This is a genomic window from Aeromonas sobria, assembly GCF_050266975.1.
Classification (GTDB): domain Bacteria; phylum Pseudomonadota; class Gammaproteobacteria; order Enterobacterales; family Aeromonadaceae; genus Aeromonas; species Aeromonas sobria_B.
Window position 1 is genome coordinate 58,112 of record NZ_JBKISU010000023.1, and the last position, 16,561, is coordinate 74,672.

Genomic DNA, 16,561 nt, shown 5'->3' on the forward strand with positions numbered 1-16,561 from the left:
ATGAGGGATAAGGGTGTTTATGGTGAATGATGATTAGATGTAGACACGCTTGAGTGCCTCCAGTTGTGTTATTTCATTTAGCCACCAGAGCACGAATTTTTCTTTTTTATCGCAATTCCAGCCTATATAGGCCGTTTCACAAATTCCGCGGCCATCAATGGCGTGGCTGATTAATTTTCCCTCGGCGACGAATGGTGCCGCCAAATGGGCGGGGAGATAACCACAACCAATGCCGGCGAGCAATAAATCTAATTTTGCGGCAAAGCTATCGACTTTTATTATCGCCTGCCCCTGATGTATGAGCAGGTCTGATTTTACATCCTGTCTGGCATTACCGACCGTAATGGCCCTATGCCCTTTAATTGTCTGTGGTGAAAGGGGAGGGGAGACCCGTGCCAGGGGGTGGGTCGGGGCATGAACAAAAATATGTTCCAGATGACCAAGTGGCTGATAGGCAAGGTGGGTCACAGTGGGGGGTTTGCTGAGGGCCCCCAGCACGATATCAAACCGGCTCTCTATCAGGCCTGTCCAGACGCCGTCCAATATCTCATGGGCAAATGTCAAATTCACATGGGGAAATTCTTCATAGAATCTTGCCAGCAGTGGCGGCAGGAGATGAAACGGAAAAGCAATGTCAATTCCTATGGTCAGTGATGCGTCAAAATTCTTCAGATAGGCAATCTGTTGCTCTATTTTTCGGGCGGCATCTAATATTTCCCTTCCTTTCTCAAGAACAATGCGACCATTCTCCGTGAAGGTCATCTTGTGACCAGAACGGTCAAGCAGGACCAGAGAGAGATCGTTTTCCAGCTTCTGTACCGTGTAACTCAATGCCGAGGGCGTTTTGAACAGTTTTTCTGCTGCCGCAGTCAAACTGCCATATTCTTCAATGGCTTCCAGCACCATCAATGCATCCAGACTCAACTTCATTCACGTTAACCCCAGCGGGTGTTCAGAGTGACTTGTCATATTTTATTGATGAAGATGTGAAAATATTTCCAATATCAATAAAAAATCTTATCCCATACTGTCTATCTCGTTCATAAACTGCAAGGAAAGGTAAGCGTATGTCTATCCGTGAACTCATTGATGCCAACAATTCGACCCTTATCTTCATCGATCACCAGCCACAGATGGCCTTTGGCGTCACCAACATCGACCGCCAGCAGCTGAAAAACAACACGGTCGCCCTGGCCAAGGCAGGCAAGATCTTCAAGGTGCCGACCATCTACACCTCGGTCGAGACAGAGAGCTTCAGTGGCTACATCTGGCCGGAACTGCTGGCCGTTCACCCCGAGAGCAAGCCCATCGAGCGCAGTTCCATGAACTCTTGGGAAGATGAGGCCTTCGTCGCCGCCGTCAAGGCTACCGGTCGCAAGAAATTGATCATCTCCGCCCTGTGGACCGAGGTCTGCCTCACCTTCCCGGCCCTGATGGCGCTGGAGGCGGGCTACGAAGTCTATGTGGTGACCGACACCTCCGGCGGCACCAGCGTGGATGCCCACGAGCGCGCCATCGATCGCATGGTGCAGGCCGGGGCCGTGCCGGTGACCTGGCAGCAGGTGCTGCTCGAGTACCAACGTGACTGGTCCCGCAAGGAGACCTATGACGACGTCATGAGCCTGGTGCGCGAGCACAGCGGCGCCTACGGCATGGGCGTCGACTATGCCTATACCATGGTGCACAAGGCACCCCAGCGCGACGTCAAGTAAGCGCTGTCTGGCGGCACCCATGGGTGCCGCCAGAGCGTGAGGAGAGTCCATGGAAAACGCCGCCACCCTGGTGATCCGTCACCGCATTGCCCAGGTCGACCGACCCCGTTATGAGGACTGGCTCAACCGCATCGTTCCCGCCGCCGCCGAGTTCGAGGGGCATCAGGGGGTCAATGTGATACGGCCGGCAGACGGAGAGGAAATCTATACCATCTCCCTCCACTTCATCGATCTCGACCACCTCTATGGCTGGAGCCAATCTCCCCGGCGCCAGGCGCTGGTGGACGAGATCCGCCCCCTGCTCGCCGACGATGATCAACTCGAGGTGCGTCCAGGCAGTCAATTCTGGTTTACCCCGGCCACCGCAGGCGCCGCGCAGCCTCCTGTCTGGAAACAGTTTATCGTCACCCTGGCGGTCATCTTTCCCAGCACCAACCTGGTGCCCTGGCTATGGCATCAACTGCTGCCCTCTTTGGATGGCACCTTGCTCGGCCATTTTCTGGCGGATGCCACCGTGGTTGCCCTGGTGGTCTACCTCTGGATGCCATTGATCACTCGCGCCCTCGCCGGCTGGTTGGCGCCTGCCGACCGACACTGAGAGAGTCAATCATGTCTAATCACGCAAACCTGATCCTGATGAATGGTGATCTGCATACAGTGGATCCCGCCAACCCCCTGGCCAGTGCCGTCGCCATCCGCGATGGCAAGTTTGTCGCCGTTGGCAGCGATGCCGAGGTGATGACCCACGCCGGCCCCGAGACCCGTGTTGTCGATCTCAAGGGACACACCGTCATCCCCGGTCTCAATGACTCCCACCTGCACCTGATCCGTGGCGGGCTGAACTACAACCTCGAACTGCGCTGGGAAGGAGTGCCCTCCGTTGCCGAGGCGTTGCGCATGCTCAAGGTTCAGGCCGAGCGCACTCCGCACCCCCAATGGGTGCGGGTGGTAGGTGGCTGGTCCGAATTCCAGTTTGCCGAACGCCGCATGCCAACTCTGGACGAGCTCAACCAGGCCGCACCTGACACCCCGGTGTTCGTGCTGCACCTCTATGATCGTGCTCTGCTCAACCGCGCCGCGCTGCGCGCCGTGGGCTACACCCGCGACACCCCGAATCCGCCGGGTGGGGAGATCCAACGTGATGAAAGGGGCAACCCGACCGGCATGCTGATTGCCCGTCCCAACGCCATGATCCTCTACGCCACCCTGGCCAAGGGCCCCAAGCTCCCCTACGAAGCCCAGGTCAACTCGACCCGCCGCTTCATGCGTGAACTCAACCGCCTTGGCGTCACCAGCGCCATCGACGCCGGCGGCGGCTTCCAGAACTACCCCGAGGATTACCAGATCATCGAGGAGCTGGAAAAAGAGGATCAACTCACCATCCGTATCGCCTACAACCTCTTCACCCAGCGTCCCAAGCAGGAGCTGGAAGACTTCCAGCGTTGGACCGACATGCTGGAGCCAGGCAGCGGCAGTGACTTCTATCGCCACAACGGGGCCGGCGAGATGCTGGTCTTCTCCGCCGCCGACTTCGAGGACTTCCTCGAGCCGCGCCCGGATCTCCCTCCCGGCATGGAAGACGAGCTGGAGCGGGTGGTGCGCCATCTGGTCGAGCATCGCTGGCCGTTCCGCCTGCATGCCACCTATGACGAGTCCATCTCGCGCATGCTCGACGTGTTTGAGAAGGTCAACCGCGACATCCCCTTCAACGGGCTGCACTGGATGTTCGACCACGCCGAGACCATCAGCGAACGCAACATCGAGCGGGTCAAGGCGCTCGGCGGCGGCCTCGCCATCCAGCACCGCATGGCCTTCCAGGGCGAGTACTTCGCCGAACGCTACGGCCAGGAGGCGCTCTCGCATACGCCCCCCGTCGCCCGCATGCTGGAAGCCGGTGTGCCGGTCGGCCTCGGAACCGACGCCACCCGTGTTGCCAGCTACAACCCCTGGACCGCGCTCTACTGGCTGGTCTCCGGCCGCACCGTCGGTGGCTTGCAGATGTATGACGAGCGCAACCGCCTGCCGCGCGAGACCGCCCTCTCCCTGTGGACCAACGGCAGTGCCTGGTTCTCCAGCGAGCAGGGCAAGAAGGGGATGATCAAGGTCGGTCAGCTCGCCGATCTGGCGGTGCTCTCCGAAGACTTCTTCCAGGTACCGGAAGAGTCCATCAAGGGGATCGAGTCCGTACTGACCCTGGTCGGTGGCAAGATTGTGTTCGCCCAGGGCACCTTCGGCCCGCTGGCCCCGCCCGAGCTGCCGATCCTGCCCGACTGGTCGCCGACCAAGTTGGTGCCCGGCCACTACCGCCCGGCCTCAGCGCAACAGGCTCTGGTCGGCACTCAACCCCAGGCCCACCAGTGCTGCGGCCCCTGTGGCGTGCACCAACACCAGCATGAGAAGGCCCGCAACGCCTTCATGCCGGTCTCCGATGACCGCGCCTTCTGGGGTGCTCTCGGCTGCTCCTGCTTCGCCTTCTAACCCTCACCCGGGCGCCGCACTGGCGGCGCCCTCTTAACCGGAGCATTACATGACTCAATTCATCAAGCGCCCGGCCGACCAGCTTCACTATTTGCCGGCCAGTGAATATCACCCTGCCAACACCTACTTCCACTTCTCGTTTGCCAACTACTACGACCCGGAAAACATCCACTACGGTGCGCTGCGGGTGGTCAACGACGATGACGTACAGCCACACAGCGGCTTCGACCAGCACCCGCACCGTGACATGGAGATCGTCAGCTACCTGCTGCACGGCAAGCTGACCCATTGGGACAGCGTCACCGACGAAGAAGAGGTACTTGAGCGTGGCCATATCCAGGCCATCACCGCCGGCACCGGCTTGACCCACTCCGAGCTTAACAAGCACGATGAGTGGACCCGTTTCATGCAGATCTGGATCCTGCCGCCGGCCCAGGGGCTGGCGATCCGCTACGGCAGCGCCAAGCCTGCCGCCAGCGAGCGGGAGAACCGTCTGCTGCACCTGGTCAGCCCACTGCACGGCGGCCTGGATTCCCCGCTGCACCTCAACCAGGACGTCAACTTCCATGTCACCGAACTGACCCGCAACGATGCCGAGGTGGTGTTCGAGCTGGCCGAGGGGCGTCAGGCCTATGTCAGTTGCATGGAGGGAGGCGTAGAGCTGGAAGGGATGACCTCCCTGGCCGAACGCGACTCGCTGGAGGTGACCGGCCCGGCCACCCTGCGCATGAAGGCCCCCAGTGGTCATGGCCACGTCATCATCATCGAGATGCAACGCATGGATGAACGCTACCGTGGCTAACCAGACCGTCTCCCCCTGGGCGCCGTTTCGGCAGCGCGCCTTTCTGGTGCTCTGGCTGGCGACCCTGTTTTCCAATGTCGGCACCTGGATGCACGACGTGGGTGCCGGCTGGCTGATGACCAGCCTGGACCCCAATCCGGGCATGATCGCCGCCGTACAGGCCATGACTACCCTGCCGGTGTTCCTGCTGGCACTGCCGGCCGGCGCCATGGCCGACATCCTCGACCGACGCCGCCTGCTGCTGGTGGTGAACGCCATGATGCTGCTGGCGGCGGCCTTTCTGGCCTTCCAGGTACAAAGCGGTAATGCCAGCAGCCACGGCCTGCTGCTCATCACCTTCCTGCTCGGTTGCGGCGCCGCCTTCCTGGCGCCGGCCTGGCAGGCGATCGTGCCAAGCCTGCTGGAGCGTAAAGAGCTGCAAGCCGGAATTGCCCTCAACAGCATGGGGATCAACATCAGCCGTGCCATCGGCCCGGCGCTGGCCGGCCTGCTGATCGCCCAGATCGGCATGGCGATGCCCTTCCTGCTCAATGCGGTCAGCTTCCTGGCCATCCTGGCCGCCCTTTGGTGGTGGCGGGGTGAAAGTGGTACGAGCAATCGGCTACCGGCCGAACGGGTGTTGCCCGCCATGGTGGCGGGGCTGCGCTATGCCCGCCGCAGCCCGGCACTGATCGGCGTGCTGCTGCGTTCCGCCGCCTTCTTCCTGTTCGCCAGCGCCTACTGGGCCATGCTGCCACTGGTCGCACGTCTGCAACTCAACGGGGATGCCACCCTCTATGGCGCCCTGACCGCCAGCGTCGGTATCGGCGCCGTGCTCGGAGCCCTGTTGCTGCCACGCCTGCGTCGCCGCCTCTCGGGCCACTACATAGTGATGCTGGGCTCCGTCGGTACCGCCCTGGTGCTGCTGGTATTGGCGACCTCCAAGTCTGCGCCACTGGCCCTGCTGGCTGGACTGCTGGCGGGCGCCAGCTGGATTGCCACTTTGTCGAGCCTGATGATCGCCGCCCAGGGCGCACTGCCTGACTGGGTGCGCGCCCGCGGTCTCTCGCTCTACCTGACCGTCTTCTCCGGTGCCATGGCGCTGGGCTCCCTCAGTTGGGGTCAGGTAGCCAGCCATTTTGGCGTGACCACCGCCCTGCTGGCGGCGGCCGTCGGCATGCTGCTGCTGATCCCCTTTACCACCCGGGTGCGGCTGGATGCGGGCGAGCGGTCATTGCAGCCAAGCCACCACTGGCCCGAGCCGGCAGAGGTGGATCCGGCTCACCAGCAGGATGGCCCCGTGATGATCCAGGTGCGCTATCACGTCATGAGCGATCAGGAGGAGGCCTTCCGGAAATTGCTGCACCAGCTCGGCGAAACCCGTCGCCGTGATGGGGGCCGTGAGTGGCATCTGTTCCGCGATCAGGAGAGCCGGGATTTCATCGAAACCTTCGTGCTCCCCTCCTGGCTCGATCACCTGCGCCAGCATGAGCGGGTCACCGACGAAGATGCACAGTTGCAGGCGCAGATCCGCGCCCTGTGCCACGACAGCCGGGTAGAGCACTATCACGCGGCTGGCTAAACGGCGACTATGGCCCGACCGAGATGGTTGACTATCAGGGGGGTGGCCGCCCCCTTGCCGTCAACTATCAACTCAGGTATTGAGTCGCCTGATGCCAGGCCCCGTTCCCCCGAGCGGGGCCTGTTCATTTCTGCAGGGCGGGAACTGGCTTCCCCTTGATCCCGGTCAGCGGCATCCCGCCTCCCCATCCCTATAGTAAGCAGCCTGCCCTGGTGGCTCCCGAGGTATTCATGCTCGAAAATCAGATGATGTTGTTGGCGGTGTTCGAGCGGGCGGCGCTGATGTTGATGACGCTCTTCCTCCTCACCCGCACCCGGCCCTTCCAGCGCCTGTTCCAGAAGCGGGATCACACCCCGGCGGAGCTGGTGCTGGTGGCGGCCATCTTCGGCCTGTTTGCGGTGTTCAGCACCTACACCGGCATTCCGGTGGAGGGGGCGCTGATCAACGTGCGGATCATCGCCATCATCTCCGGCGGCATCCTGTTTGGCCCCTGGGTCGGCATCCCGGCCGGGGTCATCTCGGGGCTGCACCGCTATCTCATCGACATGGATGGCCACACCTCGATCCCCTGCCTGATTGCCAGCATCATCGCCGGTCTGCTGGCGACCTGGCTGCACCTGAGATGCCGCAAGTCGCGACTCTGGCTTTACGGCATACTGGCGGGCATGGCCTGCGAGGGGCTGACCATGCTGCTGATCTGGCAACTGACAGAGCCCCACGCGGTAGGAGTGGAAATTGTCAGTCATATTGCTTATCCCATGATCGCGGGCACCCTCTGCATCGGTCTCATCATCAAGCTGGTGCAGGATCTGGACGACGAGAAGGAGCTGATTGCCGCCAAGCAGGCCAAGCTGGCGCTGGATATCGCCAACAAGACGCTGCCGTTTTTCCAGAAGGTCGATCGCCACTCCCTCGGTCAGGTGTGCGACGTGATCAGGCGCGAGATCCATGCCGATGCGGTGGCCATCACAGATACCCGGGACGTGCTGGCCTACGTGGGGGTGGGCAAGGATTATTACGAGCTGGACGAACACCACGCCATCAGCGACATGACCCACAGGGCGGTGCTGCTGGACCAGATCATCATCAACAACGATCTGCGCCAGTATCACCTGGCCGATTTCCACTCTGTCATCATTATTCCACTGCGGGAGAACGGCGCCGTCAGCGGCACCCTCAAGATCTACTACCGCCGCACCCACAGCATCACCAGCTCCCTCAAGGAGATGGCGGTGGGCCTCTCCCAGCTCATCTCCACCCAGATGGAGGTATCGCGCATCGAGCAGCTCAAGGAGATGACTCGCAAGGCGGAGTTCACCGCGTTGCAGAGCAAGATCAACCCGCACTTCCTGTTCAATGCCCTCAACGCCATCTCGTCGCTGATCCGCATCCGGCCCCAGCAGGCACGCCAGCTCATCGCGAACCTGGCTGACTACCTGCGTTACAACCTCAACAAGGGGGATACCCTGATCGACATCCAGGAGGAGCTGCAGCAGGTGCGCGACTACGTGGCCATCGAGCAGGCCCGCTTCGGGGACAAGCTGGAGGTGGTGTTCGAGGTGGACGATGTCCACATCCAGGTGCCGAGCCTGCTGCTGCAGCCCCTGGTGGAGAACGCCATCCTGCACGGCATCCAGCCCCGCAGCGCGCCGGGTCGGGTCACCATAGAGGTGAAGCAGCTGGCGGGTGGCATCCGGGTCGCGGTGCGCGATACCGGTTACGGCATCAGCCAGGCGGTGATCGACGGGGTGGCCGCCGGTCGGGTGGAGAGCCGCAGCATAGGCCTGATGAATGTGCATCAGCGGGTCAAGCTGCTCTATGGCGACGGCCTGCATCTCAAGCGGCTGGAGCCGGGTACCGAAGTCTGTTTCTATCTGCCGGATCAGGAGGCGATGCCATGCTGAGAGCCATCAATATTGAGAAGAACGCCATGACGCGAGAGGGGCAGCCATGCTGAAAGCCATTACTGTCGAAGATGAATGTTTGATGCGGGAGAAGCTGGCCTCTCCTGCGTTCCCTCAGGGGGCAATGTCATGCTGAAAGCCATCATAGTGGAAGACGAATACCTGGCTCGCGAGGAGCTGGTCTATCTGGTGAACCAGCACAGCCAGATAGAGATAGTGGCGAGCTTCGAGGATGGGCTGGAGGCGTTCAAATACCTGCAGGATCACGAGGTGGACGTGGTGTTCCTGGATATCCAGATCCCCTCCATCGACGGTCTGCTGCTGGCCAAGAACCTGCACAAGTCGAGCCATCCGCCCCACATCGTCTTCGTCACCGCCTACAAGGAGTTCGCGGTAGAGGCGTTCGAGCTGGAGGCGTTCGACTATATCCTCAAGCCCTACAACGAGCCGCGCATCATCAATCTGCTGCAAAAGCTCGAACATGCTGGCAAGTCGGAGCCGGTGCAGGGGGGCGAGGTGAGCAGCCCGCATAATCGCACCATCAACCTGGTGAAGGGGGAGCGCATCATCGTCACCCCCTGCGAGCAGATCTACTACGCGGAAGCGGACGAGAAGCTGACCCATGTCTACACCCGGACCGATCGCTACGTGATGACCATGACCCTCAGCGAGTTCGTCAGCCGGCTGCCTGCCGAGGGATTCTTCCGTTGCCACCGCTCCTACTGCGTCAACATCAACAAGATCCGCGAGATAGTGCCCTGGTTCAACAGCACCTATCTCATCCGGCTCCATGATCTGCCGTTCGAGGTGCCGGTCAGTCGCAGCAACATCAAGGCATTCCGTCAGCTGATGCGGCTCTGATTGTCATTCATTCCCGCCGATCTGCATTTCATGCCTTAATCGGTCGGCGGGAGCGGCGTCTTGCCTATAGTGGCCCCAGTTTCCTTAAGGCCATCGACCGAGACGCATCATGACCAGAGAGCTGAATCGCACCCGCTACCTCACCCTGTTGGGGACCATCATCACCCAGTTTGCACTGGGATCCGTTTACACCTGGAGCCTGTTCAACGCCCAGCTCTCCGACAAGCTGGACGAGCCGGTGAGCCAGGTCGCCTTCGCCTTCGGCCTGCTCAGCCTCTCCCTGGCGGTGGCTTCCTCCCTGGCGGGCAAGCTGCAGGAGCGGTTCGGGGTGCGCAACGTCACCCTGGGGGCCGGGGTGCTGCTCGGCATCGGCTTCTTCCTCACCGCCCACGCCAGCAATCTGGCCATGCTCTACCTCTGCGCCGGCATACTGGTGGGCTTCGCCGACGGTACCGGCTACCTGATGACCCTCTCCAACTGCGTGAAGTGGTTCCCGGAGCGCAAGGGGCTCATCTCCGCCTGCTCCATCGGCGCCTATGGCCTCGGCAGCCTCGGCTTCAAGTACATCAACCTGCTGCTGCTCTCCAGCAACGGCCTGGAGGCGACCTTCCAGCTGTGGGGGCTGATCGCCATGTCCATGGTGCTGGTGGGCGGCATGCTGATGAAGGATGCGCCCCAGCAGACCGCTTCCGTGCAGCAGCGCGAGAGCCGCGACTTCACCCTGGCCGAGGCCATGCGCAAGCCCCAGTACTGGATGCTGGCGCTGATGTTCCTCACCGCCTGCATGAGCGGTCTCTATGTCATCGGCGTGGCCAAGGACATAGGCGAAAAGATGGTGGGCCTGCCGGCCGTGGTCGCCGCCAACGCCGTCGCCATCATCGCCATGGCCAACCTGGGTGGCCGTCTGGTGCTGGGTATCCTCTCCGACAAGATGTCCCGCATCCGGGTCATCACCATCGCCCAGCTGATCACCCTCGCAGGCATGGTGCTGCTGCTGTTCGTGCCCCTCAACGCCAACCTCTTCTTCGTGGCGGTGGCCTGCGTGGCCTTCAGCTTCGGCGGCACCATCACCGTCTACCCCTCCCTGGTGAGCGACTTCTTCGGCCTCAACAACCTGACCAAGAACTACGGCGTCATCTATCTGGGCTTCGGTCTGGGCAGCATCATAGGCTCTATCGTGGCTTCCCTGTTTGGCGGCTTCATGGCGACCTTCAACCTCATTCTGGTGTTGCTGGTGGTGGCCCTGGTGCTCTCTCTCACCATACGGCTGCCGGCCCCCGTTGCGGTGGCGGCGGATCGGGGCTGACCTGGTCCCCACTGCGGTAAAAAAGAAGACCCGGGCCTTGGCCCGGGTCTTTTCGTTGGTACCAGCGACGCTTAGCGCGGCGGCAGTCCCAGCAGGGTGCGCAGCCGGCTGGCGGTAGCCTCGACCGTCGGCCAGTCGCGGCCGGTGACGGTGACATGGCCCATCTTGCGTCCGGGGCGGGCGTCGCCCTTGCCATAGAGGTGCAGGTGCACGCCGGGCAGGGCCAGGGCGCCGGCCCAGTCCGGCGTGCCGTCTTGCCACAGATCACCGAGCAGGTTGAGCAGGATGGCGGGTTGAACTTCAGCCTGGGCCGGCAGGGGCAGATCGCACAGGGCGCGCACCTGCAGCTCGAACTGACTGCAACCGGCGTTGTCGATGCTGGGGTGGCCCGAGTTGTGAGGACGGGGCGCCATCTCGTTGACCAGCAGCGCGCCGCCGACCAGGAAGAACTCCACCGTCAGCACGCCCACATAGTCGAGGGCGGCGATGATGTGCTCGGCGATACGCTGGGCTTCCGCCTCCAGTGCGGGCACATTGGCCGGGGAGCGGGTCTGATCCAGGATGCCGCCGCTGTGCCAGTTCTGCACCAGGGGCAGGGCGCTGATGGCACCGCTCGGGCTGCGGGCCAGGGTGAGGGCAAACTCCCCTTCCAGCGGCAGGCGCTTCTCCAGCACGCAGGGCACGCCGCTGGCGGCCAGGGCCGCTGGCAATTCGCCCGCATTGTGGATAGTCCACTGTCCCTTGCCGTCATAGCCTTCGCGGGCCGTCTTGAGAATGGCGGGGAAGAGGTCGCTGGGCAGGGCCGGCAGCGGCTCACCCGGCAACAGGGTCAGGTTCGGGGCGACCGGCACCCCGGCGCGGGTCAGGAAGGCTTTCTCTTCCCGGCGATCCTGACAGACACGCACGGCACTGGCCGCAGGGCGTACCGGCAGGTGCTGTTCCAGCAGGGCCAGGGAGGCTGCCGGTACGTTTTCGAACTCGCAGGTGACGGCATCACAGCGACGAGCCAGCTCGGCCAGTGCCTCGGCGTCATCATAGGCCGCCACTATCTGGGCGTCGGCCGCGGCGCCGGCGATGCTGGCGGGATCCGGATCCAGCACTATCACCTGATAACCAAGGCGATGGGCCGACATCACGAAATAGCGGCCGAGCTGGCCGCCCCCTAGCATGCCGAGGGTAGCGGGGGGCAGTATCATGCCGGGTCCTCCAGTTGCAGGGCCAGCACCCGATCGCGCTCGTTGGCGCGGAAACTGTCGAGCTGCTGGTGATAACGAGGGGCGTCGCCATCCTGGGCAACCGACAGCAGGGAGACGGCAAACAGACCGGCGTTGGCGGCACCCGCCTCGCCGATGGCGAAGGTGGCGACCGGCACCCCCTTGGGCATCTGCACGATGGAGAGCAGAGAGTCCATCCCCTTGAGCTGACGGGTCGGGATGGGCACACCCAGTACCGGAACGGTGGTCTTGGCGGCCAGCATGCCCGGTAGGTGGGCGGCGCCCCCGGCCCCGGCGATGATGGCGCGCAGGCCGCGCTCGCGGGCACTGGCGGCATATTCGAACAAGAGATCCGGGGTGCGATGGGCGGAGACGACGCGCGCCTCATAGGGCACGCCGTGCTCCTTGAGGATGCGGGCGGCGGCTTGCATCACGGGCCAGTCGGAGTCGGAGCCCATTACCAGGCCGATCATTGGGGGGGTCGTCATTACGGCTTCCTCGGGGGTGTCAAACGTTTGCCGCATGTTATCAAAAAGCCGTGGGATCTGGCTCAACATTTCTTGTCCCTGACCCCTTCTGATGGTCGGCAACAGGGGGGAGGCAGCGGGGTGGGGCCACATCTGTGCCACTCGGCACCATCTGTTGGGAAAAAACGATAACAGCAATCCAGATGGCTATACATCCAATCTGGCTCTGCCTATAATCCCCCCGCTTTGGCGCATCATGCTTAAAAGGGAATCCGGTGAGAATCCGGAGCTGGCGCGCAGCGGTAAGGGGGAGCGAAGCGACATCAGGGCACTGCCATCAGGTGGGAAGCCGTCGCCTTAGGCCATCAGCCCCCGAGCCCGAAGACCTGCCAAAGTTCGTATTCCCGCCGAGAGAAACCGGCATAAGGAATAGATACTTACGCGAACTTAAGGATCTGTGATGTCCAAGAAATTATGGGTGGCCGCCCTGTTGCCGACGGCCGCCTTCGCCCAGACCACCATCCCCGTCAACCCCACCATGGTGGTGACCGCCAATCGGGTCGAACAGCCCGCCAGTGCCGTACTCGCGCCCGTCGTGGTGATCGAGCGCGCCGAGATCGAGGCCCGTCAGGTGCAGAGCCTGCCGGATCTGCTCAAGACCCTGCCGGGGGTACAGATCACCACCCTGGGTGGTCGTGGCCATCAGAGCAGCCTCTTCATCCGCGGCACCAACTCCAACCACTCCCTGGTGCTGGTCAATGGCCGTCCCATCGCCGCCATGGTGACCGGTGCCCCGGACCTCAGCCAGATCCCCCTTGGCAATATCGAGCGCATCGAATACATACGCGGCCCGCGCGCGGCCGTGTATGGCTCCGATGCCATAGGTGGCGTCATCAACCTGATCACCCAGACCTCCGCCAAACATGGCAGCGAGACTCACCTGAAGGGTGGGGTGGGCAGCCATGGTTATGGCCAGGGGCAGCTGCGCAGCGTGCAGGCGCTGGGGGCCGGCACGGACGCCAATATGATGATCGGCTACGAGCGCACCGACGGTTACGACGTGGTGGCCGCGGCCAATCAGCCGGATCGGGATGGCTTCGACAGCCTCAATGGTCAGCTGGGCTTCAACCACGCCTTCAATCAGGCCTGGAGCGCCGACATCAACGCCCAGGGTTATGACAACCAGACCGAGATGGACGATCCCTATCTGGGCTCTGATCAGAGCCGGGTGCAGGCGTTTCAGTATGATGGCGCCGTCAAGTATCAGGCCGAACATTTCAACAGCAGGCTCGAGGCCAGCTATGGCGAGAACAAGCTGAAGAACTGGCTGGAGAGCCAGGGCGAATCTTCTGCCAGCCCCATTCATACCGGGCTGACCCGCTTCTCCTGGTTGAGCAGCTGGAGTGGCGTCGAGGGACTGACCCTGACCGGCGGTGCCGACTGGCAGCGGGAACAGCTGAAGTCGGACTCCCGGGCCAGCGGCCAGGCCTATGATGCCCCGGATCGGGACAACAAGGGGTTGTTTGCCGTCGGCAGCTATCGCTGGCAGGCCCTGCTGATGGAGCTGTCCGGTCGCACCGATGACAACGAACAGTACGGGCGTCACAACACCTGGTCTGCGGCCACCGGCCTGGACATAGATGACAGCCACAATGTGCGACTGAGCTATGGCACCGCCTTCAAGGCACCGACCTTCCTCGAACTCTACTATCCGGGCTATGAGAATCCGGACCTGAAACCGGAAGAGAGCAAGAACCTGGAGCTGGACTTCTCCGGCCGTTACACCGGCTGGGACTGGTCGCTGAACCTGTATCGCAACCAGATCCAGAACCTGATCGCCTGCCAGAGCGCCTCTTCCAGTTGCAAACCGGACAACACGGATGCCGATATCCGCGGCGTGGAAGTGGCGCTGGGGCTGGAAACTGGCCCGGTCCATCACGAGTTCAGCTACGACTATACCCGTGCCAAGGACAAGAACGACGACGACCGTCAGCTGGTGCGTCGTGCCAAGCACAAGGCTGGCTGGCTGGCACAGGTGCAGACTGGCCCGGTCAACTGGTCGAGCGAGCTCATCTATACCGGCAAGCGTGACGACAAGGATTTCAGCAGCTGGCCGGCCGAGCGGGTCGAGCTGGGCTCTTACACCCTGCTGAACCTGGGAGCCACCTATGTGGCGACGCCCCAGCTGACCCTGGGTGGCCGCATCGACAACCTGTTGGACAAGCAGTACGAGTCCGCGGTCGATTATCCGGGGCCGGGCACTGAGTTCCGCCTGACGGCAGACTACAAGTTCTGATCCCGAGGCAACCGCTCGCGAAAAACAGGCCCTGCCATGAGCAGGGCCTTTTCTATTGGCGGGGGGCGGGAGTATGATCCCCCCCTCGCAGCGTGAGGGGGTGCAGGTGGCTAATATTCTGGTGTTCGATTCTGGTATGGGAGGGCTGAGCGTCTATCGCGAGATCCGTCAGTCACTGCCGAACCATAACTACTATTACTGCTTCGACAACGCCAACTTCCCCTACGGTGAGCTGAGCGAACCTGCCCTGATCCAGGCCTGTGTCGGCCTGGTGAGCCGTATGGTGGCCGAGCATGCCATCGATCTGGTGGTGATCGCCTGCAACACCGCCAGCACCCTGGCCCTGCCGGCGCTGCGCGGCGCGCTCTCAATCCCGGTGGTGGGGGTGGTACCCGCCATCAAGCCCGCCGCTGCCCTGACCCGCAACGGCTGCATCGGCCTGCTGGCCACACCGGGCACTGTGGCCCGTCCCTATACCCATGAACTGATCGCCCAGTTCGCGCCCGGCAAGCGGGTGCTGCTCAAGGGCACCACTGAACTCGTCGTAGAGGCCGAGCAGAAACTGGCGGGGAAGGCGGTCGATATGGCGCTGCTGCAAGCTGTGCTGGCGGACTGGCTGACGGGGGAGGAGCGTCCGGATACCCTGGTGCTGGGCTGCACCCACTTTCCCCTGCTCGATAGCGAGATCCAGCGCCTCATGCCCGGCTGCCGGCTGGTGGACTCGGGGGCGGCGGTCGCCAAGCGGGTGTCCCATCTGCTGGCCAGCCACGACATGACAGAGAGTGTCGGGATTCCCCAGGCCCATGCCTACTGCACCCGGCTGGATGAGGAGGCCAAAAAACTGACAGCCCCCTTGCAAGCTTGGGGGCTGTCTACCTTAACCGAGGTGATGGGCTGAGCGATCAGGCGTCGACGTCGTTCGTCTCGGTCTCTTCCTTGTCTCGCTTGTCATTGGCCTCACGGACCTTGAGGGTGCGCTGCTGATACTCCTTGTCATTGAGCGCGGCGATGGCCTTGGCCGCATCGGCGGCAGGCATCTCGACAAAACCAAATCCCCGGCGCTTGCCAGTCGCCTTGTCCTTCATCAAACGCACAGAGATCACCTGGCCCTGCTCGGCAAACAGTTCGCGCACGGCGATCTCGTTGGCACGATAAGGCAGGTTGCCTACATATAAGGTGCACGTCTCTTGCGGGGCGCCGTTGGCCGCCACGGTTGCGGGGGCCTTCTTCAGGCACAGGGGAACTATGAAGCCACCAATCGCCAAGCCGACGGCGAAGATCACCTCGGCTTTCAAAGAGAACTGCAGCGCTTGGGCAACCAGATAACCAATCAATGCCAATATCAGGGCCAGCACCGCAGCCTGCATATAAACGGGAAACTTGGATAAATTCATCTTTAAAGACCTTTTGTAAATGAAAGCAAAAAAGGTGCAACACTATATTCACCACCATGGTAACCAGCTTTCCTGGATGACGCCACCACGGCCACTCGGTACAGATATTTCCGCTCAAGTATGATGCCACTCGCGGCCTCCTGCCTACTTTAATGGTCGCTAAACGGGGCATAAATCACGCTTCTGTGGATAAACCTGTATATATGTTTTGGGTAAGCTGTCTCTAATTGAATGTGCTGCCATTTATGTGATTTTCTTCAAAAAATCTCTTGCCTGGCCGCGCGCCATCCCTATAATGCGCCCCTACCAGCACGGCGGAACACGCCGAACTGATGAGCTAGCCTCTTGATGAGGTGGGCGCCGAAAGAAAAGCGAAAACAATCGCTTGACTTTCGAAGTGAGGAGCGTAATATGCGCCTCCTCAACGCGACAAGCGTGACGCTCTTTAACAATTTGAATCAAGCAATCTGTGTGGGCACTCACAGCATCGAACATCAAACAATTTTGTTGATTTTCAATGTCTGGTGAAGTGACCAAGACGATTTCTTAGCAATAAGAAGTCGAAC

14 protein-coding genes and 1 riboswitch are annotated in these 16,561 nt (G+C 61.8%); of the genes, 10 read left to right on the forward strand and 4 right to left on the reverse strand.

The window, feature by feature from the left end:
• Positions 1 to 33: 33 nt before the first annotated feature.
• Positions 34 to 930: a LysR family transcriptional regulator gene (locus ACLHZ1_RS13970; protein WP_427262578.1), complete on the reverse strand. Its 897-nt coding sequence runs from the start codon at positions 928 to 930 to the stop codon at positions 34 to 36.
• Positions 931 to 1,067: 137 nt separating this feature from the next.
• Between ACLHZ1_RS13970 and ACLHZ1_RS13975 the strand changes: the two genes are divergently transcribed.
• The 8 genes from ACLHZ1_RS13975 (at position 1,068) to ACLHZ1_RS14010 (ending at position 10,624) form a co-directional block, all read left to right on the forward strand.
• Complete coding sequence (locus ACLHZ1_RS13975; protein WP_427262579.1) at positions 1,068 to 1,712, forward strand: hydrolase; 645 nt, start codon at positions 1,068 to 1,070, stop codon at positions 1,710 to 1,712.
• Positions 1,713 to 1,761: 49 nt separating this feature from the next.
• Positions 1,762 to 2,310 carry a hypothetical protein gene (locus tag ACLHZ1_RS13980; RefSeq protein ID WP_427262580.1) on the forward strand — a complete coding sequence of 183 codons (549 nt, stop codon included), beginning with the start codon at positions 1,762 to 1,764 and terminating at the stop codon, positions 2,308 to 2,310.
• A gap of 11 nt (positions 2,311 to 2,321) precedes the next feature.
• Entirely contained in the window at positions 2,322 to 4,190 is a 1,869-nt protein-coding gene (locus ACLHZ1_RS13985) for an amidohydrolase (RefSeq protein ID WP_427262581.1), read from the forward strand.
• Positions 4,191 to 4,239: 49 nt separating this feature from the next.
• Positions 4,240 to 4,992 carry a pirin family protein gene (locus tag ACLHZ1_RS13990; protein ID WP_427262582.1) on the forward strand — a complete coding sequence of 251 codons (753 nt, stop codon included), beginning with the start codon at positions 4,240 to 4,242 and terminating at the stop codon, positions 4,990 to 4,992.
• Entirely contained in the window at positions 4,985 to 6,553 is a 1,569-nt protein-coding gene (locus ACLHZ1_RS13995; RefSeq protein ID WP_427262583.1) for an MFS transporter, read from the forward strand. Before ACLHZ1_RS13990 ends, ACLHZ1_RS13995 begins: the two co-directional genes overlap by 8 nt.
• A 230-nt stretch (positions 6,554 to 6,783) precedes the next feature.
• A complete protein-coding gene (locus ACLHZ1_RS14000) occupies positions 6,784 to 8,457 on the forward strand; it encodes a LytS/YhcK type 5TM receptor domain-containing protein (RefSeq protein WP_427262593.1) in 1,674 nt (557 codons plus the stop codon).
• A gap of 129 nt (positions 8,458 to 8,586) precedes the next feature.
• Positions 8,587 to 9,318: a LytR/AlgR family response regulator transcription factor gene (locus tag ACLHZ1_RS14005; RefSeq protein WP_427262584.1), complete on the forward strand. Its 732-nt coding sequence runs from the start codon at positions 8,587 to 8,589 to the stop codon at positions 9,316 to 9,318.
• 109 nt (positions 9,319 to 9,427) lie between these two features.
• Positions 9,428 to 10,624: an L-lactate MFS transporter gene (locus tag ACLHZ1_RS14010; RefSeq protein ID WP_427262585.1), complete on the forward strand. Its 1,197-nt coding sequence runs from the start codon at positions 9,428 to 9,430 to the stop codon at positions 10,622 to 10,624.
• Positions 10,625 to 10,695: 71 nt separating this feature from the next.
• On the opposite strand, the gene ACLHZ1_RS14015 is transcribed toward ACLHZ1_RS14010, so the two are convergent.
• Together ACLHZ1_RS14015 and purE are read right to left on the reverse strand one after the other, a co-directional pair.
• Entirely contained in the window at positions 10,696 to 11,820 is a 1,125-nt protein-coding gene (locus ACLHZ1_RS14015; protein WP_283942204.1) for a 5-(carboxyamino)imidazole ribonucleotide synthase, read from the reverse strand.
• Positions 11,817 to 12,326 carry a 5-(carboxyamino)imidazole ribonucleotide mutase gene (purE, locus tag ACLHZ1_RS14020; RefSeq protein ID WP_025325239.1) on the reverse strand — a complete coding sequence of 170 codons (510 nt, stop codon included), beginning with the start codon at positions 12,324 to 12,326 and terminating at the stop codon, positions 11,817 to 11,819. Before purE ends, ACLHZ1_RS14015 begins: the two co-directional genes overlap by 4 nt.
• A gap of 209 nt (positions 12,327 to 12,535) precedes the next feature.
• A riboswitch (cobalamin riboswitch) is annotated at positions 12,536 to 12,713 on the forward strand.
• 52 nt (positions 12,714 to 12,765) lie between these two features.
• On the opposite strand from purE, the gene ACLHZ1_RS14025 reads away from it, so the two are divergent.
• Both ACLHZ1_RS14025 and murI read left to right on the forward strand, forming a co-directional pair.
• A complete protein-coding gene (locus ACLHZ1_RS14025; RefSeq protein ID WP_427262586.1) occupies positions 12,766 to 14,601 on the forward strand; it encodes a TonB-dependent receptor domain-containing protein in 1,836 nt (611 codons plus the stop codon).
• 106 nt (positions 14,602 to 14,707) lie between these two features.
• Positions 14,708 to 15,499, forward strand: coding sequence for a glutamate racemase (gene murI / locus ACLHZ1_RS14030; RefSeq protein WP_427262587.1), 792 nt, complete (start codon positions 14,708 to 14,710; stop codon positions 15,497 to 15,499).
• Between the two features lie 4 nt (positions 15,500 to 15,503).
• Here murI and ACLHZ1_RS14035 read toward each other — a convergent pair whose 3' ends face one another.
• Entirely contained in the window at positions 15,504 to 15,995 is a 492-nt protein-coding gene (locus ACLHZ1_RS14035) for an RNA recognition motif domain-containing protein (RefSeq protein ID WP_427262588.1), read from the reverse strand.
• Positions 15,996 to 16,561 lie beyond the last annotated feature (566 nt).

Bases quoted from the DNA above. Each gene is read 5' to 3' on its own strand.
- purE (WP_025325239.1), bottom strand. From the start codon at position 12,326: ATGACGACCCCCCCAATGATCGGCCTGGTAATGGGCTCCGACTCCGAC.
- ACLHZ1_RS13980 (WP_427262580.1), top strand. From the start codon at position 1,762: ATGGAAAACGCCGCCACCCTGGTGATCCGTCACCGCATTGCCCAGGTC.
- ACLHZ1_RS14015 (WP_283942204.1), bottom strand. From the start codon at position 11,820: ATGATACTGCCCCCCGCTACCCTCGGCATGCTAGGGGGCGGCCAGCTC.
- ACLHZ1_RS13990 (WP_427262582.1), top strand. From the start codon at position 4,240: ATGACTCAATTCATCAAGCGCCCGGCCGACCAGCTTCACTATTTGCCG.
- ACLHZ1_RS14005 (WP_427262584.1), top strand. From the start codon at position 8,587: ATGCTGAAAGCCATCATAGTGGAAGACGAATACCTGGCTCGCGAGGAG.
- ACLHZ1_RS13985 (WP_427262581.1), top strand. From the start codon at position 2,322: ATGTCTAATCACGCAAACCTGATCCTGATGAATGGTGATCTGCATACA.
- ACLHZ1_RS14010 (WP_427262585.1), top strand. From the start codon at position 9,428: ATGACCAGAGAGCTGAATCGCACCCGCTACCTCACCCTGTTGGGGACC.
- ACLHZ1_RS14035 (WP_427262588.1), bottom strand. From the start codon at position 15,995: ATGAATTTATCCAAGTTTCCCGTTTATATGCAGGCTGCGGTGCTGGCC.
- ACLHZ1_RS13975 (WP_427262579.1), top strand. From the start codon at position 1,068: ATGTCTATCCGTGAACTCATTGATGCCAACAATTCGACCCTTATCTTC.
- ACLHZ1_RS14025 (WP_427262586.1), top strand. From the start codon at position 12,766: ATGTCCAAGAAATTATGGGTGGCCGCCCTGTTGCCGACGGCCGCCTTC.
- ACLHZ1_RS13970 (WP_427262578.1), bottom strand. From the start codon at position 930: ATGAAGTTGAGTCTGGATGCATTGATGGTGCTGGAAGCCATTGAAGAA.
- ACLHZ1_RS14000 (WP_427262593.1), top strand. From the start codon at position 6,784: ATGCTCGAAAATCAGATGATGTTGTTGGCGGTGTTCGAGCGGGCGGCG.